Source organism: Methanomassiliicoccus sp. (assembly GCA_033485155.1).
Lineage (GTDB): Archaea > Thermoplasmatota > Thermoplasmata > Methanomassiliicoccales > Methanomassiliicoccaceae > UBA6.
This window is the reverse complement of sequence record JAWQJJ010000005.1, coordinates 109532-135933: the sequence shown is the minus strand read 5'-3', so window position 1 is coordinate 135933 and position 26402 is coordinate 109532. Positions and strand designations below refer to the sequence as shown.

The window sequence follows — 26402 nt, the reverse complement described above, 5'->3', positions numbered from 1 at the left end:
TCATCGCCCCATGAACTCTTCGAGTGTCGTCTGGTTGTGTGGCACAGGATGGTACAGCATGCTCTCCTGGTCGTTCGGCAGGACGATGCGCAGGCAGCCCGCGGCGTTCTCGATGCGCACGATATCGTCCGCGGTGCCGTACAGCAAGCCCTTCAGGCTCTTGCGCTGCAGGATCTTCATTAATCCATAGTTCGTCACCAAAGTCGCCGTCCCCTCCCGTCGCGAGAGATCGTGCAGCCTCTCCACGCATCGCTTGATCAGCTGGTATGATTCGGACCAGTGCATTTCCTTGTCCTGGAACATATCTGGCAGGCAGGACACGATGACCATTCCCGCCCCGGTGCGTCGCACCTCGTCCTCCAGCCGCTCGTCGATCAGGGAGACGAGCTGATAGGCGGTGAACGCCCTTGCCACCCGCACGCTGTCCAGCACCTCGGTCCGGTCCAGGCCGAAGCGCTTGCTGATCCTTCCCAGCTCGTAGGGATCGACGCAGTTCCCGCCGTCGATCCACACTACCTCCCGGCCCAGCGTGCTGACGCCGTTGACGCACAGGATGTGAGTCAGGTCAAAGAGCATGCGGTCGGAAGAATCGATGAGGGTCATGGCCCTGCACCGCACTCCGTCGAAGAATGCGTCCAGGGTGGGTATGGAGGTGCGGACCGTGAGGTGGTCGGTGAACTCCCGGCGCGACCCGATGGCCAGCGCCCCCGCTTCCCTCGTTGCTATGCTCATTCTCCCTTTATCATGCCTGCCTTATGAATATTAAGCCGGAGCCGGGGGAGGTCCCCGAAAGTAGCCCTTCGCTTCCGGTGGGCTGGGAACGTCAGCGGGCGCCGAAACGTTGCCCGGGTGAAGACCGGTACCGGTGGGCCGTCACCTTGCCATCTAGCGATCGGTGAGATCAGGTCGCCTGATGGACGCTGGTCATGAGTGATTGGAAGCGACCTCTCTGAGGCAGATCATGCAGCCGTCCTCGACGTATACATCATATGCGTGGTTCCCGCTCGTCAAGGGAGTGACATCCATTGAAGCCACCACGCCACTGACATTGACGAGTTGTTCCCTTTCAATGATGTAATCGAATGTCTGCACACCGATCTCATGGAACGTGATGTTCTTACCAAGAGCATCCACTGTGAACGTAGGAGCAAAGTTCGTCGGAAATGAGTAAGAATCATTCTTTGCAGCTAGTGTCACATTTCCTCGCTCCCCATATTTAAGATCAAAAGTTGTATGGTTCCAGGATGATGTGGTCGTGTCAGGATTAACCATATTCAAGGGGACGCCGTAAGCAGGACCTATTGCTTCACAACCAAACCCTCTGATCGTCTTGTTCGTCATCCAGTACGATCCAAAAATGCTGACGTTCATGTACAGTATCGTCGGACCACTACCGACCGACGTATTGCATGTGAGATTGCCAGCGGATAGATACATAGGAATGGATTCATCCGAGCCTGCCTGCTTGATGATATAACAGCTGTTGGTAACGTTGATGTTCAGCGTAAAACGGGACGAGCCGTCGGGGGAATCGATGAACGTCGCTATTCCCAACGGCACGCTGATGATCGTGCTTTTCCATAGGGTGAAGTTCGCGAAAATATCAGTCTTCTGATCATTAGGATAGATTGTAGCGTATTCCACCCAGTGACCTGAAGCCATTGCCGATATGTTAAGCTCCAATACGGCATTGAAGGTTATGGAATAGAAGCCGCTAGCATTTGTCATCTTGGTGATAACTCCCGGGCCCGTAACAATGACCGAAGCGTTCTCCAACGGCGTTCCATTCTCATCGGTGACTAATCCATGAACCGTCAGCACTATGGGATTGTTATTATCGTGAGCTACGCTATCCTTCCTGTAGGGATAGTACATCAGAGCTGCTATCATGATGACGAATGCGACGATCAAGATCGAGGCGATCTTGATCTTGCTTCTAAGACCGTTCAACTTCTCCCACCAGTCTAACCATATTCATTCATGTATAATCTGTTGACGATTTAGATGCCATAGCCGGGAAAAATACTCTGCACGGGATACGATGGGGCTAAGGAGCATAATGATCCGCAGGCTGGACCACGAGCGATGACCTGTCGATATGGAGCACATCTCCCCCGAATGTCCAGTCGGGCTCGGGAGATAGTCTTATCTATGCACTGGCAACGTAGTTGCATCGAGGACTAACAATGCCAAGCTGCAACGAGATGAAGATGGACCAGGTATATGTCTGCGAGAGCTGTGGACTGGAGCTCAGGGTGGTCAAGGAGTGCAGTGAGTGCGGCACCGAGACCTCCTCGTCCCAGTCCTGCGGGTGCGTCGAGGGCTGCTCCTTCGACTGCTGCGGCAGTCCGATGAGGCTGCAGAGCTAGAGTCCCGTGAACCGCCAGGCACCCCACGAGCTGGCTGTGGCGGTGCCGTCACCCGAGGGCACAGAGGCCGGGGGCGTGCTCCCGGCCAACTTCCTATCTCCCGGACGGCACAGGCAGGCTTCTTTCGCCGGTCGCCGGGGTCCTGTAGATACTTTTAACTACTCTATCCAGCATCGAAACCGAGATGCCGGGGAGAGCGCTGACCATACGCCTGGGGAACGGCGTAGAGGTCCTGGGAGACGAGGCCTACTACTTTGACGCCGACGTCATCGAAGCCTGCGGCACCTTTTGCATATCCCACGCCCACTCCGATCACCTGCCCAAGCGCGTGGTCGGCACCCAGGTGGTCGCCTCAGAGGTTACCCTCCGTTGCCTTAATAGCCGGAGCAAGAAGCAGCTGACCATGGGCCAGGCCAACGGCATCGAGGAGTTCGACGCCGGGCACATGGCCGGATCGCGTATGTTCCAAGTGGAGGTCGATGGCCGCCAGGTACTGTACACCGGGGACTTATGCACCAGGGACCGCTGCGGAAGCAAGGGGGCGAGGCCGGTGAAGACGGACGTGCTGATTATCGAGTCCACCTACGGCAAGCCGCGTTATGTGTTCCCGCCCAGCGATATCATCGCCTCGCTGGTACGGGACGAGGTCGAGGACATCATCTCTCAGGGGCGTCCGGTGTCGCTTTATGCCTATCCTTTCGGCAAGTCCCAGGACATGCTCCGTGTGCTTCGTGAGTTCGGGCCGTACGCTGATCGCTCAGTGTATAACGCCACCGCCCTGGTGCGCAGCGAAGATGATCCCTTGGAGTGCAGGCTGTGGGATGGGGAGGACCCCAACGACCCGTTCGTGGTCATCTGCTCCCCGTGGCTGAACCGGACGCAGAACGCCGAGGTGCTGCGCCGCAGGAACCCCAAGCGCCTCGCAGTATCAGGGTGGGCCCTGGACAGCGGCTACAGGGCTCGTCTGGGCGTGGACGAGGCGTTCCCATTCTCTGACCACGCCGACTTCAACGACCTCATAGCGTTCGTCAAGGCCTGCGAGCCGGAGGTTGTCATCACCCATCATGGCTTCGCCGATTCCCTGGCCTGCGAGATCAAGGCAAGGCTGGGCATCGAGGCCCGACCGTTGATCCGCGGGCAGAGGTCGCTCCTCGAGTTCTGACGGTTGGTCGCCTAGACTTCCTTCGTACGGCGGTCGCTCCTGCCCGCGGTGATCCGGTCCATCACGATGTCACCGATCCTGTCAAGCTGGTCCTCTGGAAACAGCCCGGAGGAAACGCTCTTCGTTCCGGTGGAGGAGAGCATGTACACCGTGGCCTGCGATACCTTGAACCTCCTGGCGATCGGGCCCCTGCTCACATGCACCATCTGCACCTTGTCATAGCTCATGACCACGGTCTCACGGTCCAGGATGCCGTTAACGAAGGTGAACAGGTTGTCATCGAGGTCGATCTCCCGGACCTTGTACGAAAGATGCGCAGCGTAGAAGAAGGCCAGGACGGACATCGCCGTGAACAGCGGCAGAGCGTACGCCATCGCTCCCAGGAGTCCAGTCTGAGATGTAAGCTGGCGGTGAACGGCGATCGAGGGATAGACCATGATCGCGGATAGGGCCAGAGAGGCGATGGCTGCCCGGGCCAGAAGTACCCACTTCGCTCCATTCGGCTGTCTGCTCGGCCGGCCTTCGTAAATGAACTCCGGCACCAGCTCACCGAGCAGCCGGCCGATCGTCGCGTCGTCCTTCAGCAGGCATATGACTGGCCGAGCGTTGCCATTGCCATCGTTGGATGCGATGCCCACCACCTCGGCCTCGATGCACGATCGGTGCATCAGTCTGGAAGCTAAGGTGCTCTTCACCCGGACGGCGTTGATCTTGGATATGCTGAACGACGTCCTGTATGTCTGGATCAGGCCGTGCTGTAGGTAGATGATATCTCCTCTGCGGTATACCCTAAAGTTGTAGTAGCGGAACAGCTGCAACCCTGATGGCACCACCTGGACCAGGAAGAACATGCCCAGGGACGTCAGCGCCGAACCCAACGATCCTGCGTCCACTGTTGAACGGTACAGCTCGAAGACGGAGTTCGCCAGGAACAAAGCGCCCAGCAGGTTCTGGAAAGTCGGGACGCTGAACAGACTGTGGATGACGACGTCCGCCGGGGAAAACGATACCAGCGTCTCGACCTTTCCCTCCTCCTCCGGAGCAAGATGATGCGCGTATAGGCGCCGTGACACATCATTTCTCAGTTGCTCTGCCACTTCCTGCCTGAACGTCAGAGACGCTTCGGGAGCCATGGCGTGATGGCCGGAGTTGATGTTGATCATCAGTTTGGAGGTCCCGAACGCCCTGTTCAACACCCCGCGGTTGAGGTTCACGGCTGCGATCCTGTCGTATGGCAGGGTCTTCTTGAGCTTGAACAGGGTGTTCCTCTCGATGACCAGCTCCGTCTCGTTGAAGTGTATCAGCGTCATCTTCCATTGGCGGTAGTTGAAGAGGACGACCAGCACCAGGACGGCTGCGCATACCCACGCCATCAGAGTGAGGTCCAGCCGTCCCACCAGTAGGATGATGACCGCCAGGGAGAAGAGCAGGCGGAGGGAATTCTCCGCGATAACCGTAGGGTGGCACCTCAGGGGGTCGGACACGTTCCCTCCCTTTCTCGCAACATGGTGCCGACCAGCTCGTTTAGGCGGTCCGCTATCTTCTCCGCCTCGTCGATCTCCAGGTACCTGATCTTGGCAGTGCCCCCGGCGGTCGTGATGCTGACGTGCCCCAGTCCGAACATGTTATCGATCGGCCCTCTCGTCACCTCGACCTGATGCACCCTTTCAATGGGCACCAGGATGTGTCTTAGAACCAGGACGCCGTAGCGAACGTCCACCTTGTCCCTGGTGATCACGTACCGGTAACGGGCATAGAAGACCTGCGGTGCCGCCAGCATGTAGACGAGCACCGTCGCCAGCACGGCGATGCCCACTAGCCATAAGGTGCCGCCAGCCGGACCGAGCCCCTCCCGGGCGTAGTTCATTACCAGAAGGAATACGGTCAGCAGAATGACGTACGTGATCCCGTTGCCGAGGTACATGGCGGGCAAGCATTTCCGGTTCAGACGTCGATAACCTTCGCCCGCTTCGCCTGTCTTCACTTCACCATTATCGACCAAGAGCGCACCCCTAGGGGTCCCGGATGCGTGACCAAGGCTTCAATGTGACCGTACCATTTACAGACCTGAACATGGCTCGGTCCCGCGAGCGTTAAGATATATTATGTATCGCCATGTTCGGTCATGGCCAGCATAAGGCGTTGCCGGCGATGTGGCGGGCTGTTCGTCCCCGGCTACTTCGGTCTGAACCTGTTCGTGGTCAGGATACGGCGCTGCGGGGCGTGCGGTAAGCTTACTCCGCTGTACATCTGGGGTGACGGAACCGCTGCTCCAGAGCTCGAGGCGGAGAGTACGGCGCCGGAGATGGCATCAGAGAGTGAAGAGGAGACGCTGAAGCGCCGCATCGAGGAGTCGAAGTACGAGCGCTGAGCTTACCTTTCACTTCTAAGTGACTTCAGCGGTCCAGGGCTATGCTGAAATCCCCGGCAACGAGGCGGAAGAGGTACCAGTCTAGCTTCTTGGCCCCCATGCCCTCGTAGAACTGGTGGGCTGGGGTGTTCCAGTTGAGGGCGGTCCACTCCATCCTTCCACATCCCCGGCGTTCAGCCTCGCGCACGCAGAAGCGGAACAGCTCCCGTCCGATCCCCTTCTTACGGTGCTCCTCCAGGATGAAAATATCCTCTAAGAACAGCGTCGGACGGGCCAGGAACGTGGAGTAGGTAAAGTAGAATGCCAGGTAGCCGACCGGGGCGCCCTCCAGCATGGCGAGGTAGGCGTGGAACATGGGCGGATCGGAGGTCAGATCCCGGATCAGTCTTGCCTTTCCCTCTTCGTCTGGTGGGTCGAGGGATTCGAAGTCGGCTAGCGCTTTGATGAGTTCGATGTACCGGTCGGCGTTGCTGCGATCGACCTTCACGATGCTAAGACCCTCGGTCCTCTCGGCCATGGATCCTGAATCTCCGGAACCTAGATTAATCTCACCCCTGGTGAGCGGCACCTTCGTCGTCGAACAAGAATAGATCGTCGATCTTGACCCTCAGAACAGAGGCCACGTCATGGGCGAGGCGGAGCGAGGGGTTGTACTTACCCTTCTCCAGGAAGACGATGGTCTCCCGCCTCACTCCGACCTTATCGGCTAGTTGCTCCTGCGTCAGGCCCATCCGCGCCCGGTGCTCCTTGATGGTGGTCCTCATTCCACGTCCCCTTTGCGACCGAGGTACCAGTTGAAGGCCATGATGGATATGACCATGGTAATGAGGACGGCCCCGGTAGCCTGAGACATGGAGATCTTGTGGCCCCCGCCCATACCATAGACCATGCTAAGGAAGCCGACCACGACCAGCACGGTATACCATGAGTAGGTCGCTGCCAGAGTGCCGATCCGGGCGGTCCTTTCGTCCTTGAGTGGCTTACGTAGGCCGAGGTACTCGAACAGGCCACCGCCGAAGAGGCCCAACCCCATGAACACTTCCACCCACAGGATGTCGTCTATGGTGTCCTCTATCAGCATAAGGATACCACAGGCGATCAGCAGCCCTCCGCCCAGCACCATGCTTATCGTTCTCGCCCTGACCATGCTAATGCTCTTGTTTCCCCTCACTGGGCTCTTTTCCTCGGTTTTCGAACCGGTCATTTCCATGACATCACCAATGTTATGTTATTCTAACTTTATGTGCGATATACATAACTTTGATATTTAAGATTTGTTATGCATTTCTAACACATCAACCGACTTGCGTGACCTTCGGAGCAAGTTTATTTCTTTTCCCGTAATGTACAGCATCTGTGGTGTGATTGCGGAGGGTTATTCTATCGTACAAGATGGTGAACGAGCATATCTGCAGCAACTTCCTGCCCAGCCTGGTGAAGAGCGGCATGAGCGTCAGCGTGCTGCGATGTGCCCCCGTCGGTCCGCGTTTCGGGCACAGCCTGGTCAGGATCCAGGGACCTCATGAGCTGTGCGAGACCGAGCTTGCGGACATCAAGGATCGGGTCGGTGACTGGTGTACTGTCGAGATCTCCAAGACCGCGCCCGGCGACTATATCGCTATGGTCTCCAACCATGATTGTGCCATATGCCACATCATCACCGGCTCGCACTGCTTCCTGGAATCATGCACCATGAGGGAGGATGGGACCGTGATATGGAATCTGATGGGACCGGACGCCGACTCCATCCGTCGGCTCATCGGTGAGCTGAAGGACAGCGGTCGGGACGTCAAGGTCCACTGCACCCGGGAACAGGAGTCGCGGAACGCCCTCACCTTCCGGCAGAAGCAAGCGCTGTTACTTGCCTTCGACCTCGGGTTCTACGACATTCCGCAGAGGACCACGCTGCAGGAGATGGCTCCCAGCATCAAGTGCTCCAAGTCCACCCTCAACGTCATTCTCAGGCGAGCCGAGCGCAAGGTCCTGGCTGATTACCTATCGCGCTCTTAAGAAAGGGTTTCGGGCGGGGCGGGAGGAAAAGGGAATGGGCGCGCCCCGCCGTGGGATCACTTCTTCTTGGGCAGGCTCTTCACCGTGTCGACCATGGCCTTGATGTTGGCCTTGTCGATCATCGCCGACAGGCCACATCCGGCCGATATGATGTTGAACCCGGCGTCCACTGACCTCATGGTCATCTCGCGAACCTGCTCCGGGGTGCCCTGAAGCAGTGGACGCACCACGCCCACGTTGCCTATGAGGGCGGCCCGATGGTTCACGAGCTTGACCGAGCGGTAAGGGTCGCTCTTCTCTTCGATGCTGAGCCCGTCCGCCCCCGTCGCCACCATATTATCCAGCTCCTCGGTCATGTTGCCGCAGATGTGCAGCACCTTCTTGGTGCTCTCCATTCCGCTAAATGTCTCCCGGATGTAGGGCAGGGCGAACTCCCGGAACATCTCCTCTGACAGCATGTCCCAGGACGCGGATGGTTCGCTCATCTGGATGAGGTCAATGCCCAGGGTGTCGATGATCTTGAGCCACTCTCTCTCATATTCGGCGGCGAACTTGACGAACTTGTGCACCTTCTCCGGGTCGGTGGCCACCCACAACAGAAGGTTCTCCGTTCCCACCAGATGGCCGGCGATGGTGAACGGCCCGGTGACGCCCACGATGGTCGGCAGCTCACCCGCGCCGGCCTTCATTAGCTTGGCCGCCTCCAGCACCACCTTGTTCCTGGCGAGTTCGGGGATCTCCGAGCGCTTTGGGAGCACCAGCTCAGCATCGGGATCGTCCCGGTAAGGATGCGCCTTCACCATGGGGGTGCTGTTCTTGGTGCCCAGGAAGACCTTGCAGCCCAGCGCCTCGGCCTCATAGCTGAGGCAGTACGGAACCCGCGCCGATTCCAGTCCCAGGAATGGGTATGCCGCCAGCGCCAATTTGGACATCTTGACTGCATCAGTGTGCACCTCGGGCCACGCCGCTCCAGCGTAGTCCATGAGCTGGGTCGTTCCGCTCGTGGTCATGCCGGCCACCGGAGGCCGGTCGTTCTCCTTGCATGCCAGGGCCCGCATCATGCGTTCCCGCATCGTTACTCCGTTCTCGTCCTTCTTTGATCTTGTAATCATATTCTCACTTGCATCCTTAGCATGAATGAATAAGGGGGCGGGGACCCCCCGAAGACGTTAGCAGCCTAATGGGAGGCCTGCCCCTTCTTGGTCACATCCGTCGCGGTGGTCTCCGGCACATGGGTCTTCTCCCGAGAGAGGAATGCCCCGACGCAGGCGATCAGCATGCAGGCGAACATGAACAGCCAGATGAGCTGGTAGCCCTCCGCGGTGCGGGTGGTGAGCATGAGGCCAGAGACCTGCTGCAGCACAGCGCCCCCGGCGAAGGGAAAGATGTTGAGCGCTGCAGTAGTGGTACCCACGATGGTGATGGGAAACAGTTCCTTGATCTGGGCATAGCTCACCACGAAAAACCCGCCGAAGAAGCCGAACAGGAAGTTGATGCCCATCCACGCCACAGTGCTGGTGATCTGCGCCCCGGCAAGCCATATGATGCCCCACACCGCCGTGTAGATCAGAGTGCCTACGATCAGTACTTTCTTCCTGGATTTCAGGACCTTATCCGAGAGTATTCCGGCCAGGGGGCATCCGAAGATCATGCCTATGCCGATGAAGGTCAGCACCGTGCTGTAGGTCGTCTTGTCCCATCCCAGCACATCCTTGTAGAACGGCCCGGCCCACAGTCCCTGGTACACCATGATGCTGCCGTACATGAAGAAGAACCAGATCGCCAGCGGCCAAAAGTTCATGCCTGATCCGAAGGTCATCTTCAGGGCCTTGACCATGGGGATCTTCTCCGCCGCCTTGGCCTCGGGAACAGGCTCCCCCTTCTCCTCGGCCTCGATCTCCTGGATGGTCGGGAGGTTCATTTCCGCGGGGCGGTCCCGTATTATCAGGTAGGCAACAATGGCCAGCACCACGGACAGGACGCCAAGTATGAAGAACACCTGCTGCCAACCGATGGCTTCGGACAGGATGCCCAGGGGGCCGGCGGCGCTCAGGGCACCGATGTTGCCGACCGCCAGCAGGATTCCGCTGAGCGAGGCGAACTCGTTCTTGCGGTACCAGGTGGCCAGGATCTTCATGATGGGGATGTACACCATGGCCACGCCCACGCCGATCATCACACGGCCGACGATGACCAGTTCGAAGTCCGTGGCGACCCCGGTCAGTATGGCGCCGACCGCAGCGACGAGAGTGAACAGGCTCACCGTCCTGCGCGGTCCCCAGCTGTCCGTCAGTATGCCCGACGGTAGTTGCATGACGGTATAGGCGTAGAAGTACGCCGAGCTCAACAGCGCGATGGACGCTGCGCCCACTCCGAAAGTGTCCTGAAGGTCGCTGGAGACGACCGATGTGGACACCCTGTGGAAGTACACAAAGAAGTAGGCGAACGCCATAATCCCGAACACCGCCCACCGGTATCGCAGGACCTTCTGTACTTTACTCTTTTCCAGTGTCATTCAATAACCCTCCTCACCTCATCGGACAAGCCGATGAGCCGTTGCGAGCTAGATGCCTGGGTGGTTATTTCCATTAGGTGACGAACATGTTCGGACGGAGATGAGTATTAAATCTGAACGGCGGATTGGTCCGACCGACTGAAAATGGACATCTATGAATAAGTATCTGGGCTGAAAGAATGCCCAGCGGTCGCTACCACATCTTGGGGTAGGTGCTGGCTGGCATGTATACGCGGTCGGTGGAGACGGCCACGCCTTCCTTGGCCCTTACCATCTCCTCGGGGGACATCGATGCCGTGCCGACTGCCACCGCTTCTCCTTTGGCGGTGAACATCGCCACCATGCCGTCCTTCTTCACCGCCGCGTCCACCTTGGCCACTCCGACCGCGGCGAGGTCTGCGCCGTGGCACACGGCGTCCACCGCGCTGTCCTTGATGACGACCTTGGGCAGGGGGTCGAAAAGCACCTCGATGGGCAGGAGCATCGAACGGAGCCACCGCTCGTCCCCTTCCTTCCACTCGACATACGCGTCCTTGATGTCCTGCAGAGTGACTGCCTTGTCCTCGAGCATGTCTCCCGATCGCGTTCGGCGGAGATCTTCCATACTCGCCCCCACCCCTAGAGCATCGCCGATGTCTACGCACAGCGTCCGGATGTAGGTGCCGGCGTCGCATTCCACGCGGAACAGGACGTCGCGTCCCTTGATCTCGAGGATGTTCAGCGTATGGATCGTCCGCACCCGCATCTGCCGCTTGACCGCCGAGCGCACCGGGGGGGTCTGGTAGATCCGGCCGATGAAGGTGGCCATGACCTGGCGGACGTCCTCTTCTTTCCGGTCGCGGTGCAGGCGCATGAGGCAGACGTACTCCTTGTCCGAGCGCAGTACGAGGTTGAGCGCGCGGACCGCGCGGCCGGTGGCGATGGGCAACACGCCGGACACCTTGGGATCGAGAGTGCCTCCGTGGCCGATCTTCTCGATGTGCAGGATGTCCCGGACCCACGCCGTCGCCTGATGGGACGTCGGACCCATCGGCTTGTCCATTATGATGACCCCCGCCTCCAGGAGCTCCTCTATCGTCCTCTCCGACGGCTTCTTCCCGGCGTTCACGCCCAGGGGGCTCTTGTCACGGATCAGCACATCAGCCATGGTAGGCCACCGCCGCGTCGCAGATGAGTTCAGACACCTGCTCAGGGGTCTTATCAGTGGTATCGATCACCAGATCGTAGATGTTCCGGTCGTTTATATCAATATCATAATAGGCGCGGTACCGGCGGGCCTCGCATTTTTCTCTCTCCACGATCTCCTGCTTCCTCTGGGCCTGGGTGCCCCCCTCCCTCTCTACTACTCGGGCCGCGCGGACCTCGAGGTCAGCTCCCATGTACACCCTAAAGGCCGGGATGCCGTGCATGGTCAGCATGTGGGCGGTGAGGCGCCCTTCCAGAAGGAGATCGTCCCCGGATCGGGCGATCTCTACCATGCGTTCGTCTAGACGTCGATCGACATCGGGATCGGACTCGCACATCGAGCCAAAGGTGGCCAGGGACATTGACGATTCCTTGGCCAGCTGCCGAAAGATATCTCCCGAGATGACCACCCTTAGGTGGAGCCTTTCCGCGACCAACCGGCAAGCCGTGGTCTTCCCCGACCCCGGCGGGCCGCTGATGGTGATCCTCATGCCGGCTGGGCCTCGATCTCACGCAGCCGCTTGCGGAACTCGAAGTAACGCAGGGCACGGCTGAGGATCTGACCGAACGGTATGCTGATGAGCGAGTACAGCAGCACCCAGTTGGGCAGCACGTTCGAGGCAGTGAGGCTCACGTTGGTGGCCCAGGGGACGTTGACCACTGCGATGGCAGGGTCCAGGTGCCCAATCCACACCGAAAGCCAGGCGAAGATGGGGATGATGGCCAGCATGGTGACTGGCATCAGCTTCATCTGGCTTGTGGACATCTCCATGGACTTCTTGAGGATGTTGGGCTGCTCCTCGGTAAGCTTCTTGATCTTGTACTTGTTGTTCTCCACCCTGGCCTTCTGGAGCTCCTTGTTGAAGGCGCTGACGATCTTCTGGCTCTCGGCCTGCCCGACGTAATCGGTGAAGAAGTGCCTCAGGACGACCGACAGTGCGGTCATGATGATGCCCGTGAGAATAAGCGTCACCACCGGCACGGTGCCGTTGAGGCCGACTAGCGGTTCAAGGACGTATCCCACGATGGTGCCCAACCAGGTCCGGAGGGACTGGTCGAAGAGCACGAACATGGCGAACACGAAGATGAAGATGGTGATGAACTGGTTCATCTGCTTCTTCGGGTCGGGGGCTGGACGGGGCGGGAGAGGTGCCTGCTGCATCTATCAATCGCCTCCGAAGAAGCCCCGGAGCATGGGGTGCATTTCCATCATTTGTTCCCTTCCTAGTGCCTCGTAGAACTGGATCAGGATGCCCACCGCGAGCAGCACACCGGTACCTGAGGCGTTACCTACCGTACCGATGAGGTCCGCTCCCGCCGCCAGCGCGCCGACCAGGGCACCAGATATGACCGTGACCACGGGGATGTATCTCTCCAGCACCCGCTTCAGGACCCGGGGGTCCCTACGGAACCCGGGTATCTGCATGCCGGAGTTTTCGATCTGCCTCGCCACCGCTTCCGGACCCATGTTGGTGGTCATGATCCAGAACTTGGCGAAGACCACCGAGCCGAGGACCATCACTCCGAAGAAGACCACGACCTTGATGAAGATCTGCAGCGAGCTATGGTCGTACACCACGCTGGCATAGGTAGTGGGATTGAGCAGCGGCAATAGCCATCCGGCCAACCCGCTGGGCGTGGTCAGATACCACGCCAGCCCTCCGGCTGGAGAGGTCCCCGAGGCCGTAGTATAGTACCCTAGCAGAGGATTGTGGCCGAGGATCGGTATCTGCGACAGGAAGCTATTGGTATAGAACAGGTACGCGAACATGCTGATGTTGGCCAGCACCGCGGCCATCAAGATGACCGGGATGTTGGAGGCGTACAGCAGCTTGATGGGGTACCTGCCCCTGGCGCCCCTTGCGGTGCCGTGGGCCAGAGGTAGTTCGATCCTCGCCGACTCGATATAGGAGACGAACAGGAAGATCGCGATCGTCCCGATCAACGCCACCACCGGGTTAGGGTTTTGGATCAGTATCTTCTCGTAGCCTCCCGAGGCCAGCTGACTGGCCGACATGTTGGTCAGCAAGTAGATGGTCTTGGGTATGGTACCCGCCGGCGGATTGCTGACGCTCAGCGCCTCGCTTCCATTGATTGGGTACCAGTTGACCGTACCGGTGAATATGGCTTGCGCCACCCCCGCGGCGATGAACAGCGATATGCCGCTGCCGATGCCCCATTTGGATACGACCTCGTCCATGAGGAAGACGAGATAAGAGCCGGCGAACATCTGCGCTATCAGGATGATCTGCGCTATGCTGGTGCCGTTGATGGCACCGGAAGCCCCAACGACGTTATTCAGGCCGCTGATCAGGGTGGTGGAGGGCGTCAGGTAACCGAAGACCTGGGGGACCGCTTCCACCAGGATCATGATTATGACCAGGAGCTTTTGGGTCCCCTGGTACACCGCCTTGTCCTCGTCGTTGGTCAGATCAAGCTTGATGATCTTGGCCCCGACGAACAGCTGCATGATGATCGATGCAGTGACTATCGGGCCGATGCCCAGTTGCATGAGCGATCCCTGCGCCCCGGCAAGGATGGCCCGGTACGGACCAAAAATGTCAATGATGTTCTGTTGGTTAAGACCAAAGAGGAACACATTGGTCATCACGAAGTAGAAGACCAGCATAAGGATGACCCACATGATCTTGGTCCGGAAGTGCACGTGCCCCTCCGGACGTTTGACCGATGGAAGTCTTTCCGTAAGCGGCTTCAACCTGTAGAGTCGGCTGTTCTGTAGCTCGGCCATGAGTCATCCCTATTAGTGCATACTGCCTGGCTAAGGTTGGTGTTTAAGGTTGGGCTACCGAGCCCCCGGCGGCCTCGAGCTTCTCTTTCGCTCGGGCCGAGGACTCGGCGACCACTACCTCGAAGGAGTTTGAGACCTTCCCGAAACCCAGGAGCTTGTCGACGCCCATATTAGCAAGGTTGATTTTTACTTTGCCGTCCTCATTCACAGCAAAGCCCTGCTTCTGGAACTCCTCAAGGCGCTCCTCAAGGTCCCCTACATTGAGGGTGATCTTGGCGGAAACGACCTTCTGTGGGCGCTTGAAGCCATGGCGGCCGAAGTGCATCGGGTCGTACTTGAGCACGCTGATGGTCTTGTGCTTGTGGAGGCCGGCGTTGCCGGTACCTCCGGTCTTGCCAGCGCCCCTGCCGCTCTTCTTGCCGCGGCCATGGGTGCGGCCTCCTCTGAACTTGTTGGTCCTGCTTGGCATGTCTAGCACCTCATAGCATCTTCTCGATGAGGGCGTTTATCTTGTCGCCCCGGTACCCCAGGGACCCGTGGGTCTTGAGGTCCTTTTTTACGCCTTCGTAACCCTGGACGGGAGGATGCAGCCTGAACAGGGGCTTGACGTCCTTCAGCTCGGAGTACTTGGTCTCGTCCTTGACCACGCTCGTGGCGAACTCCTGGATGGAGCCGAACGGGGAGTTGGCTCCCACGTAGGCATCATCGATGGGCTTGTCCCCCATGAGCCGGCCGCGGGACTGGATCATCTTGGCGAGGGTCTCTTCGGAGACCTCTCCCCAGGTGATGAAGTCCTTGGCCTTCTGCAGCATCCCCCTCATGGTCTTGTCCTCGGGGATGATGACGCAGTGGTTGACGCGGGTGAGGCGGAGCATGCACATCGTGTCTTCGATATCCTTGTTTATCTTTCTGTGTCCGCGAACTCTGATGACCGCGAATGCCATTTCAATCACGCTTCCTTGAGCGCATCGGCGTCGCCCTCGATGGGGGCGCCGGCCACGTGGACCCGGGTGGGTCCGCTGATGATCTTCAAGCGCTTCTCCTGCTCGTCGGTGACCCTCATCTCGGACGTCTTCTTAAGGGCGTCAAAGGTCGCTAGGGCGTAGTTGACGGTGGTCTTGGTGTGCCCACGGGCGAAGCCCCAAGCATCCTTGACCCCGGCCAGACCGAGGATGGTCTTAGCCACATCGCCGACCGCCAGGCCAATGCCACGGGGGGCGGCCTTGAGGGTGACCTCCACCGATCCGGCCTTGCCGACGACGGCCAGGGGGATCGAGTGGGCGGTGCCACAGCCGCATTCCCATGAGCCACAGCCCCGCTTGATCTCGATGATGTTGAGCTTGGCGTTGTCGATGGCCTTGCGGATGGTCGGTCCGACCTCCTTGCCCTTGGCGCGGCCCAAGCCGACGAACCCATCGCCGTTGCCGACGCAGCTGGTGACCGCGAACCGGACCCTGCGGCCGGAGTCGGTCATCCTCTGTACCATGTTGAGGTCGATGACCTCGTCCTTCATCTCGGGCAGCAGGATGTCGACGATCTCGGGCTCCCTCAAGGGGAGCTTGGTGGCAAGGGCCTGGCTCATGGTGGTGATCTCACCGCTCAGGACCATCTTGCCCAGTCTTGTCTTGGGATTCCATTCTGCCATCTTACTTCGCCTCCATCCGGCTCTTGACCTCTTCGACCATCTTTCCCATGTTCTCGTCGATGTGGGCGCCGTTGATCCTCTCATCGGCGGGGAGAACCTCCTCGCCGTGGGGGATCTCGATCCCGGCATCGAGCATGCCCTTCAGGGCGGCGAAGATGGCGGAGCCTCTTGCCGGTCCCTTCAGGCCGATGTCCAGCACAGCCTCTTCTACGCCGTTCTGGGACGCCCTCTTGCCGGCCAGATAGCCAGTGAGATAGGCGGCGGGAAGGTTCCCGGTCGCGCCGGTCCAGCCGAGCTTAGCCAGCTCCTTGGAGGTGGCGGCGGCGAGGACCTTGTCCCCCTTCTCGTCGTAGCTTATGAACTGTACGTTCGCATTCCTCAGCGAGATGCGTACGACCGCCCGGGGCACGCGTCCCCTCAGCAGCCTCTGCCTCTGCCTGTAATCGGTCCTTCCTTCCCTGCGCCTGCGGAAGTTCACCCTGTATCTCGGTCCTTCTGCCATTTACTTAGCCTCCTGCAGGTGGCCCTCGGTCTTGAGGTGAGTGAGCAGGTGAGCCCGGCTCTTGAACACCCCTCCCTTGGCCTTCATGTAGAACTCGCGGTAGACGCTCTTGGAGATCTTGCCGCTGTCCCTGAGGTCCCGCAGCTCGGCGCGGATGGGCCTGATGGTCTGGATCCAGTCCCTCTTGGTAGGGGTTCTGGCTCCGGCCCTGCCCTTCCTGCTTCCGGGGCCGCGCTGGCGGCCCTTCTTGCGCTGGGCGGCGTTGTACCTGGTCCGTCCCTTCGAGATGCCGGCCTTGGGCAGCGCCTTGATGGTGCCGGACTCGATGGCGGTGCGGATGTCCGCCCTGGTGATGGCGTCGGCAAGGTCCTCGGCCCGGTTGGGATCGATCCACACGCGGTTCTCACCGCAGTCCAGGATCTCGGCCGCCATACGCCTCTGATTCTTCAGATCCATTTTCATCCCGTCCTGTTCAGGACACGAATGCCCAGCTCATCGGCCTTCTGCTCGATGGCCTGCCTCTTCTTGAATCCTACGCTGCCGCCGACCCTGACCGCCTGGACCTTGGGGTCCACCTTTTCCAGCTGATCGGGGTTCCACACCATGACCTCCTCGAATCCGGAGGGGTGCAGGCCGCGCACCTTGGCCGGTCCGCGGTAGCCTATGCTCACGACGTTCGGCCGGTACTGTATGTGGCGGCGCATCTTGCTGTGCATGCCGCGGGGCTTCCTCCACTTCTCTCCCAGACGGGGGAAGCGGAACCACTCCTGCCTGAGGAAGGCGATGCGGTCGTGGCTCATCTCGTAGCGGAGGGCAAGGAGCTTCTTGGTCTCATCATCGAGGACCGGCTTCTTCTTGGCGACGTAGGCGCCCTTCTCGACGACCTCGGCCGGCGGCTTATCCACTATCTCCACGTCCTTCGCAGCGGGCTTGGACTCGGTCGCGGGCACGATGGCCTTCCTGGACTTCTTCTCGACCTTAACATCGAGGAGCTCTCTCCAGGTCTTGATAGTCTTGGGGCCTACCCCCACGAGCTCGTCCATGATCTTCTTGCTCTTCTCCGCGTTGCGGAGGGCGTCCTTAAGGTCAGGAACGTTCGTGATGCCCATGTCCTCGAGCTGGGAGCCGAACTCCTCCTTGTAATGAGGGAGGTCCGCCAGCTCGTTGATATCTGCCTTCTTCTCCTTGCTCATGAGCTCACCTTCTTGGCCTTCTCGGTGATGTAAATGCCATCCTGGAACACCCGGGGATCATAGCCCCAGATCTTGGTGGCGTACTCGATGTTGGCCGCGGTCTGCCCGACGGCCTCGACGTCCGTGCCGGTGAGCACCACGTCGTTGCCCTTGACCACGATCTTGGTGTCCCCCAGGATCTTGGCCTGGCGGGGAGACCGCTCGCCGAGGAAGTTGTCGATGATGAACTTGTCACCCTTCACCGCCGTCTTCATCGGGAAGTGGGAGAACACGATCTTCATGTGGTACTCGAATCCCACGGTCACTCCCTCGATCATGTTGTTGAGATGCGAGGCGAAGGTGCCGATCATGGCCTTGTCCTTCACCCTGGGCATCTGGCAGCTGACGACCAGATGGTCTCCGTCCAACCTGACCTTGGTCTTGGGGTTGTAGAAGTCCCGGCTCAACTTTCCCTTGGGGCCCTTGACCTCTACGATGGAACCATTCACGGCGACGGTGACCCCCTTGGGGATGGCCACCCTCTCTTCCAGTATTCCGCTAAGTGTCATCGAAGTCCCCTCAGTACACGTAGGCCAGAAGCTTTCCACCCACACCAAGCTCCTTGGCCCTGGCATGGCTCACGACGCCCGCGGTGGTCGTCATTATGAGCACTCCAAAGTCCTGAGCGGGTAGGTATCTGGACTCAAACCTCTCCAGATCGTTCTTCTGAACCGAATATCTCGGCTTTATCACGCCGCAGTCGTTTATCTTTCCCTGTATCCTTACCTTGAACACGCCGGCCTTTCCGTCCTCGACAAACTCGAACTGGTTGATGTAGCCATACTCTTGCATGACCTTCAGTACCCGTCCGATGAGCTTCGAGGAGGGGCGGATGGTGCACTCGCTCTTACCGACCGAGGCCGCGTTCTTGATGGTCGACATGGCGTCGTTAAGTGGGTCGCTCTGCATGTCATCACCTCAGCTATACTTCTTGAACCCGATCTCCGGGGCTATCTCGCGGAAGCACTGCCGGCAGACGTGCATACCGTAGCGGCGTACGATGCCCCGCTTTCTTCCACAGCGCAGGCACCCCTTCTTCCTTCCATATTCCTTCTTAGTCTTCACTCGACCACCTCGACTTTGAACTGTTCCTTCATGAAGCTGATAGCCTCATCCCGGGTCATGCGGTGCTCCTTGGGGATCTTCCGGGCCATGATGCGCCTCTTAGCCACCCGGTAACCCGGCCTCATGAAGACCACGTTGACATCCATGCCGAAGATGCCGATCTCGGGATCATATTTCATACCCTCGAAGTCGGTGTAATCGGGGATCCCGAACGACAGGTTGCCCTCCTTGTCGAAGGAGTAGACCGCCACCCGGTTCTCCCGGATGGTGAGGGCCTTCTTGATGAAGTCCTGGGCCTTCTCTCCCCTCATGGTAACCTTGCACCCGATGGGCATGCCGTACCTCACCCCGAGGTCACGGTTGGTGACCTTGGCGAAGGTGATCACGGGCTTTTGCTTGGTGACCATGTTCAGGACCTTCTGGGCCTTGTTCAGCCGCTCGCCGGCCTCGCCGACCCCGATGTTCACGACGACCTTCTCGATCCGAGGCTGCCTCATGAGATCGCTCATATCGCGGCCTCCTCGGGCAGCTCGATCTCAGGTGCCTTGACACCGATCACGAACACGTTGCTCTTGACGGTGGACGTGCCGTCCTTGAATTTGACGAGGTTCTCTGAGGTGAGCCTGGTGATGAGGTACTCATCGACCACCGCGGTCTCGCCGACGTGGGAACCGGAGGTGATCAGGGTCAGGCTGCCCTTATCCAGAGAGTAATGGTCCAGGACCTTCTGGCTGGGGATCTCGATCTTGAGGACGTCCCCGGTCTTGTAGCTGTCCTTCTCCACCAGGATGTTCCTTCCGTCGTGGAGGTTGAGCTGGACCTTGCCGCCGCTGACGATGGTCTTGTTCTCGATGCGGCACAGCTTCCAGGACGCCTTCTCCTGGGGGATCTTGGCTAGTTGCAGCTTGCCCCGCCGGTCCATGACCATGCGGTAGGCGGTCCCGGCCTTGGGGAGGGACACAACGTCCATCAGGCCGATGCCCTGCTTGGGATTGGCGACGACCTTTCCGTCGACCAAGATGCCCTTCTCGAATATGACCGCCCGGACCTCGGCGGCGGTCTTGCACACCTGCAGCATGTCCCGGAGGACGACGACCACGGGGATGCTTCCCTCGATGGCGTGAGCGCCAGGGGAGGGCTTTGTGATCCAGTGGGCGGTCTTCCTCTTCACCGGCCAGCTGCGGGGCGATGTCAATCTCTTCATCTCGTTGCTCATTGTGAAACCTCCTTGGCCCTGGCCAGCTTCTCCTTCCGCTTGGGGTCGGAGAGGTCGAGCTTGGTGATCATGACCTTGGACGCGTGGACCGGCCTAGCGATCTGGGTGCCGTCGGCCTTGGCGATGGTGACGCCCTCGACGGTAACCCTTCCGGTCTTGGTTATGACCGCAGCGACCTTGCCCTCGACGCCGACGATCTCCTCGTCGCCGCGCATCACTCTCACGGTGTCTCCCGTGATGACCTGCAGCGAGCGGAGCTTGTACTCCTTCTGCAGTTCCTCGCTCAGGTGGGAGGAGATGTTCTTCCTCCGGATGTGACTGGGAGCGTTATAGAAGGACTTCCTCTGCTTCCGTGCTTTCTTGCTCTGTACCATTATATCACCTTCAGATGATCGTCGAGGCGGTCGCCGCTATGCGGGGCCACCTCTCCGCCGCTTCCCTCGCCACAGGTCCCTTGATATCCGTTCCCTTGGTCTCACCCTCTTCGGTGGTGATGACCGCGGCGTTGTCTTCGAAGGAGACCATGACTCCATCGGCCCGGCGGAACGGCCGGCGCTGACGGACGATGATGGCGTACACTACCTGCCTCCTCATCTCAGGGCTTCCCTTCTTGACGGAGGCGATGACTATGTCTCCGACACCGGCCTTGGGGTACCGGCGGTTGGTGCCATGGTAGCCCGGGACGGTGACGATCGCGATCGTCTTGGCGCCCGTGTTGTCGATAACGTTGAGCACGGTGCCGGTCTGGACGCCGCGCGACTGTTTACCTGCAACTCCCTTCATCACGTTCACCTCTTCTCGATGATCACGAAGGACACGGTCTTGCTCAGCGGGCGGCACTCCATGATCTTGACCTGGTCGCCGGCCTTGACCCCCAAGCAGGGGGGGTTGTGCACTGAGTAGTGGCTCGTTCTCTTCTCGTAACGCTCGTACTTCTCTTGGTACTTCAGATAGTTGCGCTCAACCACCGCGGTCTTGTCCATCTTTGTGGAAATGACAACCCCTTCGATGGTCTGGCCCTTGACCGACAGCTCCCCATGGAAGGGGCAGTGCTTGTCGGTGCATGTGGACTCAGGCGCCCTGACATCGATTCCTATATCCTTGACTTCGTTAGCCATTGGGATCACCTAATCTTCTTGATACGATCCTCAGGTCGGTGCTGGATCTCCGAACCGTGAATCTGGACCTTATCTCCCTGGTATGTGAACAGGAACTCATTGCTCGACTTGGGGACAGTGACCTCGCGTTCGCCCTTGCGGACGACGAAGGTCCGTTTGGTCTCATCCACCACTACGCCGCGGACATTCCCGCAGCCGGGATTGGGCAAGACCTCCACTTCCAAGCCGATCAGTTCTGACCTCATGAAATCCCTCTTGTTCACGTTCATCTGACATCCGTCTTGAAGCCCATCTGTTCGAGGACCTCTTTGACCTTCTTCTTGTGGTCACCCTGCAGCTCAATGCGGCCTTCTTTGGCCGTACCGCCAGCAGCGCACTTGCTCTTCAGCTTCTTAGCCAGGTCGTCCATGTCGATGTCGTTCTCGTCGATCCCTTCGACCACGGTTACGATCTTACCATAGCGCCTGCTGTCAGTGCTGATCCGTACGGTTTGCTGTTCACGCGCGATCTCTTCGCACATGCACAGTTCCTTGGGCAGCCCACATACCGGGCAGATTTCGGCCATTAGTGCTTCTCCTCCTCCGTCTGGATGGTCTCGATCCGAGCAATGTTGGTCCTGAGGGCCCGTATCCTTCCGGGGTTGGTGGGCGCCCCGCCCATCGCGGCGGTGCCTCTCTCGTGCATGAGCTCGTCGCGGAGCTCGCGCAGCTTCTTAGCGCGGTCCTCGACGGTCATGTCCTTGATCTCCGACGTCCGCAGGAGAGCCATTTACTGCTCACCCTCCGGTGCGTCGGTGCCCTCTTCGACCGGGGCAGCAGGCTCCTCTGTGGCGCTCTGCGCGCTCTCCTCGTTGGGGACGATGACGGAAGGCTCTTCCTTCTTCACCATCAGCGGGGCGAGCTCTGGGAACTTCTCAGCTGCCTCGGCAGGCGCGGTGACATCGATCTCGTCCGGCAGCTTGGTCTCCGGGCGCATGATCTCCACGGTGACGCCAATGACGCCGGGCTTGAGCTTCGCGACCGCGTAGCCCTTGTCCACGTCCTTGAGCTTCGGCTCGCCGCAGAACTTGATGTAGCCTTCCTTGAACTTCTCGGTGCGGTGCCTCTGACCGGTAAGCTTGCCGGCGATGATGATGTGGCAGCCCCGCGCTCCGGAGTCCATGACCCGGCGGATGGTGCTGTGACCGGCCCGCCTGAAGTGCCAGCCCCGCTCGAGGGCGAAGGCCAGCTTCTCGGCCATGATCTGGGCGTTGAGGTTGGGGTTGGCGACCTCCTGGACCTCGACCTGGGGGTTGTCGAACTTAAAGTCCTCCTCGATCGCCCGGGTCAGGTTCTTGATGGCCGCGCCCCGGCGACCGATCACGATGCCAGGGCGCTCGGTGACGAGCGTAACCCTGGTCCCCATGGGGGTCCTCTGCACGTCTAGCCCGCCGAATCCCGCCCTGGTTACCTCCTTCATCAAGTATTCCTTGAGGAGGACCCTGCGGACGTTCTCGGCTATGAACTTCCTCTCGTTCGCCATATTTACTGTGCCTCCTCCAAGATGACCTCGATATTGACGGTCTGCTGGTTCCAGGGAGTGCTCCGGCCGTAGGCGCGGGGCATATGTCCGGGGATGGTCCGACCGAGGTTCGTAGTGACGACCTTGACCTTCATGTTGTCAGCGTCCAGGCCCTTGTACTCGGCGTTGTGCTTGGCGCTGTTGATGACCTCCAAGATGGCTGCGGCCGACTTCGCGGGGAAGCGGCCGGGGCCGACACCGGGCTTGTGGGCCACGCCGGTATTGAACCGGGCGAACTGGACCGGCCTCTTGAGGTCGACGACCTCCTCAAGCATCTTGATGGCCACATTGACCTTCTTGCCCCTGATCATGCGGCAGATTTCGCGGGAGTCCTTGGGAGAGACAGGTCTCTCCTTTCCAATGGCCTTCGCGGTCTTGTCCGGATCTGCGTACTGAGTGTATCCAGCCATGTTTCCACCTCACTTAAGCGGCAGGAACTTGGAACCCCTGGTGGCACCTACGCCCGGTCCAGAGTGCTTCACTTCGTGCCTGGTCATGGCGAACTCGCCCGTGAAGTGCCCGATCATCTCGGGCTTGATCTCGAACTCAAAGAACTCCTTACCGTTGTGGACGGCGACCCTCTTCCCTACGAACTGGGGGATGATGGGGACGTCCCTGCGGTGGGTCCTGGTTACCTCACGGTTCCCGGACCTGAGCACCTCGAATGCGGTCCTCTGCTCTTCGTTCATTCCGCGGGCCAAGGTTCTCCTGGCCCGGGACGGGAGCAAAGTGACCATCTCATCGAAGGGCATCTCCAGCAGCTCCTCCATAGTGAAGCCACGGTAGGTGAACTCCTTCTTGCGCCGAGCGGTGATGCCGCCCTTCTTCTTGCGCTGCTTCCTGCGCGCGGCCTTCTGACCGCCAATCTTCTCCTTTGCCATCTAGATCACTTCCTCCGCTTGGGCGACAGGCGGCCGACCTTACGTCCGGGTGATGCATTCCGGCTGACAGTGCTCGGCTTACCCACATGGGGGTGGCCACCGCCGCCGTGGGGGTGGTTCACCGCGTTCATGGCCACTCCCTTGACCTTGAAGTTCGCTTTAGCCTTGCTGCGGTAAGCATGGAACTTGTTCCCAGCCTTACCGAACGGCTTCTCTCTCTGACCGCCTCCGGCCACCACTCCGAGCGAAGCCCGGCACCGGGGGTCGAAGGTCTTGAACGAACCGGATGGCATGAGGACGACCACTTTGTCGCCTCTGCTCACTACGGTCGCGGACGCTCCGGCCACGCGGACGAACTTTCCGCCGTCACCGGGCTGTCCCTCGATATTGTAAACGAAGCTCCCCTCGGGCACGGAGCTGAGGGGGACCACATTGCCGGGAGTGAGGTCGGTCGCCCCGAGGTCGTAACTGATGGTCTTGCCGACCATCATGCCCTCGGCGGCGAGCATTAGGACGCTCTCCCCGGAGAAGTCGACCTTGGCCAGGGGACTGCTGCGCCCCGGGGCGTGGATAAGGTCGACGATCTTGCCGTTGCCGGCATCGACGTTAGGATACCGAATGCTGCTAAGCTGCCTGTGGCCAGGGTTGCGGTAGACCGCGCCGCCCTTGCCGCGTCTTTGCTGTCTGAGTTGCTTTCCCATATTATCCCCTCAGAACACTCCAATCCTCATCCCGATGTCCTCGGCCGAATAACCCTCGGCGAGCTGGATGGTGGCGCGCTTTCCTTCCTTGGTGATCTTGGTCCAGACCTTGAGGACCTTGACGTCGAAGTGCTTCTCGAAGGCCTCCTTGATCTCCTTCTTGGTGGCCTCCTTGAGGACGACGAACTCAATCCGGTTGCCGTCCTTGAAGTCCTGGGTAGGGGTCCCGGTCATGTGGTTCATTGTCTTTTCAGTAACATAAGGGTGGAGAAGGATGTCCGACTTGACCATGCTCACCACTCTCCTATCTTCTTGATGGCGGACTCAGAGAAGACCGCTAGCCTTCCTGCCACGCCGCCTGGGGCCAGCACACCCGCGCTCAGTCCCTCGGTCGACACGATCTCGACGCCCGGCAGGTTGTTGGCACCCATGAACACGGGTGCTTCCTGGGCCGAAACGACGACCAGGATGCTGCGGGGAGTCTTGTACTTCCTGCCCCTCATCTTACCGCGGCCAGCACGGACCTTCTTGCCGTCCTTGGCCCTCTCCAGGTCGGCGGAGACGCCGATCTTCTCCAGGGCGGACACGACATCGTTGGTGGTGGCTAGGCTCTCGAAGTCGTCCTCCACGATCACGGGCATGGTCAGCCCGTCATCGAACTGGTGCCCCCTCTTCTTAACCATTTCAGGGTCTGACAGGGCGGCCAGCGCGGACAGCTTGGCCTTGAACTTCTCCTTGCGGTTGACCTTCTTGGAGTAGTCCTTCTCCGGCTTGGGCGGGAAGGCCCGGCGACCACCAACGTTATTGGGGGATTCGGCGGCCTTGCTGCCCTGGGTGAGCCTCTGGACACGGGAGGTACCGCGGCCCTTACCCCACTGGGAGACGGCGTGCCGGACACCCGCGGTGGGGCTCGGCCCGTAGGCCTGGCGCCGGTTGGCATGCTCGGCTACGGCGGCACGGTGGATGATGTCCGGCCGGTAGTCGGTGGCAAAGGCGGCGGGGAGCTCCACGCTCTTGACGACATCGCCTTTTACAGAGTAGATATTGACATTGTTCTTGGGCATGATCTTCAAGCCCCCTGCTTGGACTCGGTGGAGACATACACCATATTGGGCGCCTCCTTGAGCACGGTACCGGCCGGCCTAACGGGGTCCCTTAGACGGATGAGCCTCTTGGTGGGGCCCGGTACGGAGCCGTGAATAAGAACGTAGTTGTTCCTTACGCTGCCGTAGTGAATGAAGCCGCCCTTGGGGTTGACCTCGTCGCCCTTCTCCCCGATCTTTAGGATCCGCTTGTTGAATTCGGTCCTCTGGTGGTAGCCGACCTGACCGGCCTGGGGAACCTGGGGCCGAACGAACCCGGGCCTCTTGGGGGCAAGGGTCCCGACCATCCTGCGGTGCTTGGAGTTCTTGTGGGACAAAAGCTTAACGCCCCATCTCTTGATGGCGCCCTGGAACCCCTTACCCTTGGTCACCGCGGATACGTCGATGATGGCGCCGTCCTTGGCGAACTCGGTGACGGTGATCTCCTTTCCGAGCAATCCCTTCGCGTACTCGAGCCTTTGGGTCACGGAACCGCCGCCGACACGGGTCTCCATCAGATCGGGGACCTTCTTGGGCACGCCGGTGATCATCTTTGGTTGAGTGTAGGTCAATACGCGGACATCCTCGATGTCCTTCTTGCTCAGCTCGCTCCAGGCCTTCTCAGCATCCTGGTTCTTGGGAATCGGGAGCCTCCGGGCGAGGGTCTGGTCGAGACCGCTGGCCCATACTTCGCCAGCAGTCCTCAGACCGTAGCGGGAGCTCTCATAGACCCTGACCGCGGCGACCTTCATCGGGGGCACCTCGAGAACGGTGACCGGGATCTGGATCTCCTGACCCGCGGTGAGGCTGTTCTTGTCAAAGTCCACCACGAATGCATGGGTCATCCCGGCCTTATATCCGGCGAAACCCTGCAGTTTAGGGCCTTCGCTGATCTCGGGCCAGGAGTCTAACCTGGGCGTCTGGCTAATCGCTCGCTTCCTGGGCGAATACGCATGCGAACCTTGTTTTGGACGTCTCTTGTTTGGCATGATTCTCCCTCTCTTCTCATTGAGAGAATCCACTCTCTGTGCTTGCGCCT

At 59.7% G+C, this 26402-nt stretch carries 41 protein-coding genes; 4 read left to right on the top strand and 37 right to left on the bottom strand.

Annotation, left to right across the window (positions count from 1 at the left end):
• Together SA339_09020 and SA339_09015 are read right to left on the bottom strand one after the other, a co-directional pair.
• Positions 1 to 732, bottom strand: coding sequence for a hypothetical protein (locus tag SA339_09020; protein ID MDW5563354.1), 732 nt, complete (start codon positions 730 to 732; stop codon positions 1 to 3).
• Between the two features lie 192 nt (positions 733 to 924).
• The gene (locus tag SA339_09015) at positions 925 to 1950 is read right to left on the bottom strand and encodes a carboxypeptidase-like regulatory domain-containing protein (GenBank protein ID MDW5563353.1); all 1026 of its coding nucleotides are present in this window, start codon (positions 1948 to 1950) and stop codon (positions 925 to 927) included.
• A 236-nt stretch (positions 1951 to 2186) separates the two neighbouring features.
• Between SA339_09015 and SA339_09010 the strand changes: the two genes are divergently transcribed.
• Both SA339_09010 and SA339_09005 read left to right on the top strand, forming a co-directional pair.
• Complete coding sequence (locus SA339_09010; protein ID MDW5563352.1) at positions 2187 to 2369, top strand: hypothetical protein; 183 nt, start codon at positions 2187 to 2189, stop codon at positions 2367 to 2369.
• 184 nt (positions 2370 to 2553) lie between these two features.
• Positions 2554 to 3531: an MBL fold metallo-hydrolase RNA specificity domain-containing protein gene (locus tag SA339_09005; GenBank protein ID MDW5563351.1), complete on the top strand. Its 978-nt coding sequence runs from the start codon at positions 2554 to 2556 to the stop codon at positions 3529 to 3531.
• 11 nt (positions 3532 to 3542) lie between these two features.
• On the opposite strand, the gene SA339_09000 is transcribed toward SA339_09005, so the two are convergent.
• Together SA339_09000 and SA339_08995 are read right to left on the bottom strand one after the other, a co-directional pair.
• The gene (locus SA339_09000) at positions 3543 to 5015 is read right to left on the bottom strand and encodes a PH domain-containing protein (protein MDW5563350.1); all 1473 of its coding nucleotides are present in this window, start codon (positions 5013 to 5015) and stop codon (positions 3543 to 3545) included.
• Complete coding sequence (locus SA339_08995) at positions 5000 to 5455, bottom strand: PH domain-containing protein (GenBank protein ID MDW5563349.1); 456 nt, start codon at positions 5453 to 5455, stop codon at positions 5000 to 5002. The genes SA339_09000 and SA339_08995 overlap by 16 nt, the downstream gene beginning before the upstream one ends.
• 201 nt (positions 5456 to 5656) lie before the next feature.
• Between SA339_08995 and SA339_08990 the strand changes: the two genes are divergently transcribed.
• Complete coding sequence (locus SA339_08990) at positions 5657 to 5902, top strand: hypothetical protein (protein ID MDW5563348.1); 246 nt, start codon at positions 5657 to 5659, stop codon at positions 5900 to 5902.
• A 25-nt stretch (positions 5903 to 5927) separates the two neighbouring features.
• Here SA339_08990 and SA339_08985 read toward each other — a convergent pair whose 3' ends face one another.
• The 3 genes from SA339_08985 to SA339_08975 are packed head-to-tail and all read right to left on the bottom strand — an operon-like array spanning position 5928 to position 7106.
• On the bottom strand, positions 5928 to 6419 hold the full coding sequence (locus tag SA339_08985) for a GNAT family N-acetyltransferase (GenBank protein MDW5563347.1): 492 nt from the start codon (positions 6417 to 6419) through the stop codon (positions 5928 to 5930).
• A 31-nt stretch (positions 6420 to 6450) separates the two neighbouring features.
• Positions 6451 to 6666, bottom strand: a complete 216-nt coding sequence (locus SA339_08980; protein ID MDW5563346.1) for a helix-turn-helix transcriptional regulator — start codon at positions 6664 to 6666, stop codon at positions 6451 to 6453.
• Positions 6663 to 7106 carry a hypothetical protein gene (locus SA339_08975; protein MDW5563345.1) on the bottom strand — a complete coding sequence of 148 codons (444 nt, stop codon included), beginning with the start codon at positions 7104 to 7106 and terminating at the stop codon, positions 6663 to 6665. The genes SA339_08980 and SA339_08975 overlap by 4 nt, the downstream gene beginning before the upstream one ends.
• Positions 7107 to 7267: 161 nt before the next feature.
• Between SA339_08975 and SA339_08970 the strand changes: the two genes are divergently transcribed.
• The gene (locus SA339_08970) at positions 7268 to 7912 is read left to right on the top strand and encodes a helix-turn-helix domain-containing protein (protein ID MDW5563344.1); all 645 of its coding nucleotides are present in this window, start codon (positions 7268 to 7270) and stop codon (positions 7910 to 7912) included.
• A gap of 56 nt (positions 7913 to 7968) precedes the next feature.
• Here the strand turns inward: SA339_08970 and SA339_08965 are convergent, their stop codons facing one another.
• The 30 genes from SA339_08965 to SA339_08820 form a co-directional block, all read right to left on the bottom strand.
• A complete protein-coding gene (locus SA339_08965; protein MDW5563343.1) occupies positions 7969 to 9024 on the bottom strand; it encodes an MtaA/CmuA family methyltransferase in 1056 nt (351 codons plus the stop codon).
• Between the two features lie 65 nt (positions 9025 to 9089).
• The gene (locus SA339_08960; protein MDW5563342.1) at positions 9090 to 10427 is read right to left on the bottom strand and encodes an MFS transporter; all 1338 of its coding nucleotides are present in this window, start codon (positions 10425 to 10427) and stop codon (positions 9090 to 9092) included.
• Positions 10428 to 10620: 193 nt separating this feature from the next.
• Positions 10621 to 11574, bottom strand: coding sequence for an RNA-guided pseudouridylation complex pseudouridine synthase subunit Cbf5 (locus tag SA339_08955; GenBank protein MDW5563341.1), 954 nt, complete (start codon positions 11572 to 11574; stop codon positions 10621 to 10623).
• Positions 11567 to 12103: an AAA family ATPase gene (locus SA339_08950; protein MDW5563340.1), complete on the bottom strand. Its 537-nt coding sequence runs from the start codon at positions 12101 to 12103 to the stop codon at positions 11567 to 11569. Before SA339_08950 ends, SA339_08955 begins: the two co-directional genes overlap by 8 nt.
• On the bottom strand, positions 12100 to 12774 hold the full coding sequence (locus SA339_08945) for an EMC3/TMCO1 family protein (GenBank protein MDW5563339.1): 675 nt from the start codon (positions 12772 to 12774) through the stop codon (positions 12100 to 12102). The genes SA339_08950 and SA339_08945 overlap by 4 nt, the downstream gene beginning before the upstream one ends.
• A 3-nt stretch (positions 12775 to 12777) precedes the next feature.
• Positions 12778 to 14361 (bottom strand): preprotein translocase subunit SecY, encoded by a 1584-nt coding sequence (gene secY / locus SA339_08940; protein MDW5563338.1) that lies wholly within the window; start codon positions 14359 to 14361, stop codon positions 12778 to 12780.
• A gap of 43 nt (positions 14362 to 14404) precedes the next feature.
• A complete protein-coding gene (locus SA339_08935; GenBank protein ID MDW5563337.1) occupies positions 14405 to 14830 on the bottom strand; it encodes an uL15 family ribosomal protein in 426 nt (141 codons plus the stop codon).
• Positions 14831 to 14840: 10 nt separating this feature from the next.
• A complete protein-coding gene (locus SA339_08930; GenBank protein ID MDW5563336.1) occupies positions 14841 to 15305 on the bottom strand; it encodes a 50S ribosomal protein L30 in 465 nt (154 codons plus the stop codon).
• A 5-nt stretch (positions 15306 to 15310) separates the two neighbouring features.
• Positions 15311 to 16006: a 30S ribosomal protein S5 gene (locus SA339_08925; protein MDW5563335.1), complete on the bottom strand. Its 696-nt coding sequence runs from the start codon at positions 16004 to 16006 to the stop codon at positions 15311 to 15313.
• 1 nt (position 16007) lies between these two features.
• The gene (locus tag SA339_08920) at positions 16008 to 16508 is read right to left on the bottom strand and encodes a 50S ribosomal protein L18 (protein MDW5563334.1); all 501 of its coding nucleotides are present in this window, start codon (positions 16506 to 16508) and stop codon (positions 16008 to 16010) included.
• The gene (locus tag SA339_08915) at positions 16509 to 16964 is read right to left on the bottom strand and encodes a 50S ribosomal protein L19e (GenBank protein ID MDW5563333.1); all 456 of its coding nucleotides are present in this window, start codon (positions 16962 to 16964) and stop codon (positions 16509 to 16511) included.
• Positions 16965 to 16966: 2 nt separating this feature from the next.
• Positions 16967 to 17701, bottom strand: a complete 735-nt coding sequence (locus SA339_08910; GenBank protein MDW5563332.1) for a 50S ribosomal protein L32e — start codon at positions 17699 to 17701, stop codon at positions 16967 to 16969.
• On the bottom strand, positions 17698 to 18249 hold the full coding sequence (locus tag SA339_08905; protein ID MDW5563331.1) for a 50S ribosomal protein L6: 552 nt from the start codon (positions 18247 to 18249) through the stop codon (positions 17698 to 17700). The genes SA339_08910 and SA339_08905 overlap by 4 nt, the downstream gene beginning before the upstream one ends.
• A 10-nt stretch (positions 18250 to 18259) precedes the next feature.
• Entirely contained in the window at positions 18260 to 18649 is a 390-nt protein-coding gene (locus SA339_08900; protein ID MDW5563330.1) for a 30S ribosomal protein S8, read from the bottom strand.
• A gap of 9 nt (positions 18650 to 18658) precedes the next feature.
• Positions 18659 to 18805, bottom strand: coding sequence for a 30S ribosomal protein S14 (locus tag SA339_08895; protein MDW5563329.1), 147 nt, complete (start codon positions 18803 to 18805; stop codon positions 18659 to 18661).
• Positions 18802 to 19314, bottom strand: a complete 513-nt coding sequence (locus SA339_08890) for a 50S ribosomal protein L5 (protein ID MDW5563328.1) — start codon at positions 19312 to 19314, stop codon at positions 18802 to 18804. Before SA339_08890 ends, SA339_08895 begins: the two co-directional genes overlap by 4 nt.
• Positions 19311 to 20021, bottom strand: coding sequence for a 30S ribosomal protein S4e (locus SA339_08885; protein MDW5563327.1), 711 nt, complete (start codon positions 20019 to 20021; stop codon positions 19311 to 19313). Before SA339_08885 ends, SA339_08890 begins: the two co-directional genes overlap by 4 nt.
• A complete protein-coding gene (rplX, locus tag SA339_08880) occupies positions 20018 to 20395 on the bottom strand; it encodes a 50S ribosomal protein L24 (protein ID MDW5563326.1) in 378 nt (125 codons plus the stop codon). Before rplX ends, SA339_08885 begins: the two co-directional genes overlap by 4 nt.
• Positions 20396 to 20405: 10 nt before the next feature.
• Positions 20406 to 20804: a 50S ribosomal protein L14 gene (locus SA339_08875; GenBank protein ID MDW5563325.1), complete on the bottom strand. Its 399-nt coding sequence runs from the start codon at positions 20802 to 20804 to the stop codon at positions 20406 to 20408.
• Between the two features lie 5 nt (positions 20805 to 20809).
• Positions 20810 to 21139: a 30S ribosomal protein S17 gene (locus tag SA339_08870; protein MDW5563324.1), complete on the bottom strand. Its 330-nt coding sequence runs from the start codon at positions 21137 to 21139 to the stop codon at positions 20810 to 20812.
• A gap of 5 nt (positions 21140 to 21144) precedes the next feature.
• A complete protein-coding gene (locus tag SA339_08865) occupies positions 21145 to 21408 on the bottom strand; it encodes a ribonuclease P protein subunit (GenBank protein ID MDW5563323.1) in 264 nt (87 codons plus the stop codon).
• The gene (gene yciH, locus SA339_08860; protein MDW5563322.1) at positions 21405 to 21704 is read right to left on the bottom strand and encodes a stress response translation initiation inhibitor YciH; all 300 of its coding nucleotides are present in this window, start codon (positions 21702 to 21704) and stop codon (positions 21405 to 21407) included. The genes SA339_08865 and yciH overlap by 4 nt, the downstream gene beginning before the upstream one ends.
• Positions 21704 to 21907 (bottom strand): 50S ribosomal protein L29, encoded by a 204-nt coding sequence (gene rpmC, locus SA339_08855; protein ID MDW5563321.1) that lies wholly within the window; start codon positions 21905 to 21907, stop codon positions 21704 to 21706. The genes yciH and rpmC overlap by 1 nt, the downstream gene beginning before the upstream one ends.
• Positions 21908 to 22660: a 30S ribosomal protein S3 gene (locus SA339_08850; protein MDW5563320.1), complete on the bottom strand. Its 753-nt coding sequence runs from the start codon at positions 22658 to 22660 to the stop codon at positions 21908 to 21910.
• Positions 22661 to 22662: 2 nt separating this feature from the next.
• Complete coding sequence (locus tag SA339_08845; protein ID MDW5563319.1) at positions 22663 to 23109, bottom strand: 50S ribosomal protein L22; 447 nt, start codon at positions 23107 to 23109, stop codon at positions 22663 to 22665.
• A gap of 9 nt (positions 23110 to 23118) precedes the next feature.
• A complete protein-coding gene (locus tag SA339_08840) occupies positions 23119 to 23580 on the bottom strand; it encodes a 30S ribosomal protein S19 (protein MDW5563318.1) in 462 nt (153 codons plus the stop codon).
• Between the two features lie 5 nt (positions 23581 to 23585).
• Complete coding sequence (locus tag SA339_08835; GenBank protein MDW5563317.1) at positions 23586 to 24281, bottom strand: 50S ribosomal protein L2; 696 nt, start codon at positions 24279 to 24281, stop codon at positions 23586 to 23588.
• A gap of 9 nt (positions 24282 to 24290) precedes the next feature.
• Complete coding sequence (locus SA339_08830; protein ID MDW5563316.1) at positions 24291 to 24572, bottom strand: 50S ribosomal protein L23; 282 nt, start codon at positions 24570 to 24572, stop codon at positions 24291 to 24293.
• 2 nt (positions 24573 to 24574) lie between these two features.
• Positions 24575 to 25345, bottom strand: coding sequence for a 50S ribosomal protein L4 (rpl4p, locus tag SA339_08825; GenBank protein MDW5563315.1), 771 nt, complete (start codon positions 25343 to 25345; stop codon positions 24575 to 24577).
• A 5-nt stretch (positions 25346 to 25350) separates the two neighbouring features.
• Complete coding sequence (locus SA339_08820; protein ID MDW5563314.1) at positions 25351 to 26352, bottom strand: 50S ribosomal protein L3; 1002 nt, start codon at positions 26350 to 26352, stop codon at positions 25351 to 25353.
• Between the last annotated feature and the right edge of the window lie 50 nt (positions 26353 to 26402).